Source organism: Streptomyces sp. CO7 (assembly GCF_053474865.1).
The window spans coordinates 388,278-390,885 of the sequence record NZ_JBRIOU010000004.1 but is presented as its reverse complement, the minus strand read 5'-3'; the positions used below and the strand labels follow the sequence as shown (position 1 = coordinate 390,885).

Sequence of the window (2,608 nt, the reverse complement as noted above, 5' to 3'; positions counted from 1 at the left end):
CCCCCACGCCACGGCAAGCGCCTGCACCAGCAAGAGACCCCGCCCCGAGTCCGCACCCTCCGCCACCCTCGGTTCCGGCAGCCGCTCACCTCTCGCGTCGTCCACGGACACGACCAGCAGCCCCGACTCCGACGCCTCGATCTCCAGCCGCAGCCGGAACCCACGCCCCGCGACGTGACCGTGCGTGACAGCGTTGCTCGCCAGTTCCGCCACCACCAGCGCCGCCGCCTCACCCGCCTCCAACGACGGCGGCCAGTCCCACAACTCCAGCTGGCGCGCAGCAAGCAGCCGGGCGAGCCGTGCCCCACGGGGCGTTCCGCTGAACAACTGTGCCCACCGCTTCCGCGTGGGAGTTTCCAGAATCATGTGACTCAGCGTGGCCGCCACGACCTACGCTGGCGAGGACGACGGCCGGTACAGGCGACGCCGTGCGGACGTGGCACGCGACGTGTACGACCTGTCGGGTGGAAGGTGGTGGCGTCGATGACCCACGAGACGGACGAGCCCGAGCCGTACGAGGAACTGTTCCGCGCGGTCGGCAGACAGCTCAAGCTCCTACGGGAGCGCGCCGGCCTCACCCAGCGCGACCTGGGCGACCGCCTCGGCTACAGCGAGGACCTGATCTCCTCCCTGGAACGCGGCCGCCGCACTCCGCAGCGGGAGTTCCTGACCGCCGCCGACGATCTCCTCGGCGCGGGCGGCTTGTTGAGCGCGACCGCCGACGAGGTGGAGAGCGCCCGGGCGAAGTCCCGGGTCCGCCACCCGGCCTGGTTCCGCGACTACGCCCGGCTGGAGGGGAGTGCGGTCGAGATCAACGACTACAGCAACCACGACATCCCCGGCCTCCTGCAGACGGAACGCCGGGCGCGTGCCCTCTACGGGATGCGCAAGCCCGTGCTGGACGAGGACACGATCGACCGCCGCGTAGCTGCGCGTCTGGACCGCCAGAGGATCCTCACCTCCTGGCCGCCGCCCCTCGTCACCGCGGTGATCGAAGAAGCCGTCCTTCGCCGCCCCATCGGCGGGAGCGGAGTCCACAAGGAGCAACTGCAGCACCTGATCACCCTCGCCGGGCTTCGGCACGTGGAGATCCAGGTCATGCCGACCGACCGCCCGGAGCACGCCGGCATGGGAGGTCCGTTCATCCTGCTCACGCCGAAGAACCAGCCCCAAGTCGCCTACGTCGAGGCTCAGAACCGAGCGTCCCTGCTGGTCGACCGGGAGGAGGTCCGTATCCTGGCCGCACGTTACGGAAGCATCAGGGCGCAGGCGCTCACTCCTCATGAGTCCCTGTCCCTGATGACGGACCTGCTGGGGGAGCCATGAGCGCTGCGAAGAACATGGAACTGACCTGGTTCAAGAGCAGTCACAGCGGCAACGAGGGCGGTGCCTGCCTGGAGGTGGCCATCTCCTCGGCCACCGTCCACGTCCGCGACTCGAAGGACACCGCCCGCGCAGGGCTCTCCCTCACCCCCGCTGCCTGGAAGGCCTTCCTCGCTCTCACTACCCCCTAACACGGGCCGCCTGCCGGACCGGGGCAACGGCGGGCCGGCCGAGCAGCACTGAGCGGCCGGAAGATGCAGCTGCTCACCGCTGATGCGTCCTGCCGGCACGTACGTCCGTGCGCCCACCAGGTCACCTTCCCGCCACCATGACCCCGCAGCACCGTCGAAGGCATGGGGGACACCTGGACGCAGGAGTGCGCGGGCCGCGGGGACGACACCCGTTGCCCGCACGGGGAGACGCTCACCATCGACGCCGGGCTGGACGAATACCGCTGCGACGACTGCCGGCACCACTGGGAACTGGACGAGCTCGAACCGAGCCGCCGAGTGGGAGAGACCGGGCACGGCACAGCGGCATGACCGGTACCTGTCGGCCGACCGTCACGCCACCAATGTGCCGCGGCGCAAGGATCAGAGCGGCTGAACCAGGCCCGCGTTCACGGCTCGGTCGAAGAGCCTGTGATGCCACTCGTTCGCGTCAGGCGCGGGCCGTACCGTGAGCACGGGGTTGGGCCCCGTCTCGATGAGGTGCAGCAACGACCACGCAACGCCGTAACAGTCGTCCGGACCGAAGCAGGCGAGCAGCGCCCGAGCCTCCTCACCGGTGACCGGACGCGCGATGGCCAGGAACTCATCCGTACGCTGCTGGATCTCCTCCTCGGCCGCGTCCTCGTCGGGCAGCGGGCCGGCGTCGACGAACGCCTGGACTTCGGGTCGCATGCGCCCATGATCAGGGGAGACGCGAGCCCACGGCAAGACGAGCGGCTGGCGGTCACGAACCGCAGCTCGGGACGCTCCCAGGTGACCTTGGGCGGCGACGGTGCGACCACCCCCACCCGCGTGGCCCCCAGCCGCCGGTAGAACCCCTCCGCCGGGGGATGCGCCACCACGCGCACCTCGGTCAGTCCGGCCTCCTGGGCCTCGCCGAGCATGTGCTCGACGAGCAACCGGCCGACACCCGTCCCCTGCGCATCGTCCGCGACGAACGCCAGGTCCAGCTCCGGCGGTTCCAGCACCAAGGCGTAGAAGCCCACCAGCCGCCCGGCCATCCCGACGGCAACAGAGCGCACATGGAGCGGCGTTGCACGGGGGTGCGGCAAGAG

At 70.4% G+C, this 2,608-nt stretch carries 5 protein-coding genes and 1 pseudogene; 3 read left to right on the top strand and 3 right to left on the bottom strand.

The features are described from left to right. Positions 1-366 (bottom strand): ATP-binding protein (locus ACOV8S_RS14520; RefSeq protein WP_448318220.1); only part of this gene is annotated, 366 nt, incomplete at its 3' end. A 117-nt stretch (positions 367-483) separates the two neighbouring features. Between ACOV8S_RS14520 and ACOV8S_RS14515 the strand changes: the two genes are divergently transcribed. From ACOV8S_RS14515 to ACOV8S_RS14505, 3 genes are all read left to right on the top strand, one after another. Next, positions 484-1,326 carry a helix-turn-helix domain-containing protein gene (locus tag ACOV8S_RS14515; RefSeq protein WP_448318219.1) on the top strand — a complete coding sequence of 281 codons (843 nt, stop codon included), beginning with the start codon at positions 484-486 and terminating at the stop codon, positions 1,324-1,326. Next, positions 1,323-1,514, top strand: coding sequence for a DUF397 domain-containing protein (locus ACOV8S_RS14510; protein WP_448318218.1), 192 nt, complete (start codon positions 1,323-1,325; stop codon positions 1,512-1,514). The genes ACOV8S_RS14515 and ACOV8S_RS14510 overlap by 4 nt, the downstream gene beginning before the upstream one ends. Before the next feature lie 162 nt (positions 1,515-1,676). Then, positions 1,677-1,865 carry a hypothetical protein gene (locus ACOV8S_RS14505; protein WP_448318217.1) on the top strand — a complete coding sequence of 63 codons (189 nt, stop codon included), beginning with the start codon at positions 1,677-1,679 and terminating at the stop codon, positions 1,863-1,865. A gap of 51 nt (positions 1,866-1,916) precedes the next feature. Here ACOV8S_RS14505 and ACOV8S_RS14500 read toward each other — a convergent pair whose 3' ends face one another. Both ACOV8S_RS14500 and ACOV8S_RS14495 read right to left on the bottom strand, forming a co-directional pair. Continuing rightward, positions 1,917-2,225 (bottom strand): hypothetical protein, encoded by a 309-nt coding sequence (locus tag ACOV8S_RS14500; RefSeq protein ID WP_448318216.1) that lies wholly within the window; start codon positions 2,223-2,225, stop codon positions 1,917-1,919. A 56-nt stretch (positions 2,226-2,281) separates the two neighbouring features. Beyond that, positions 2,282-2,608: pseudogene (locus tag ACOV8S_RS14495) on the bottom strand (GNAT family N-acetyltransferase); the annotation flags it as partial.

Coding starts and splice junctions, on each gene's coding strand:
- ACOV8S_RS14505 (WP_448318217.1), top strand. CDS start 1,677: ATGGGGGACACCTGGACGCAGGAGTGCGCGGGCCGCGGGGACGACACC.
- ACOV8S_RS14510 (WP_448318218.1), top strand. CDS start 1,323: ATGAGCGCTGCGAAGAACATGGAACTGACCTGGTTCAAGAGCAGTCAC.
- ACOV8S_RS14515 (WP_448318219.1), top strand. CDS start 484: ATGACCCACGAGACGGACGAGCCCGAGCCGTACGAGGAACTGTTCCGC.
- ACOV8S_RS14500 (WP_448318216.1), bottom strand. CDS start 2,225: ATGCGACCCGAAGTCCAGGCGTTCGTCGACGCCGGCCCGCTGCCCGAC.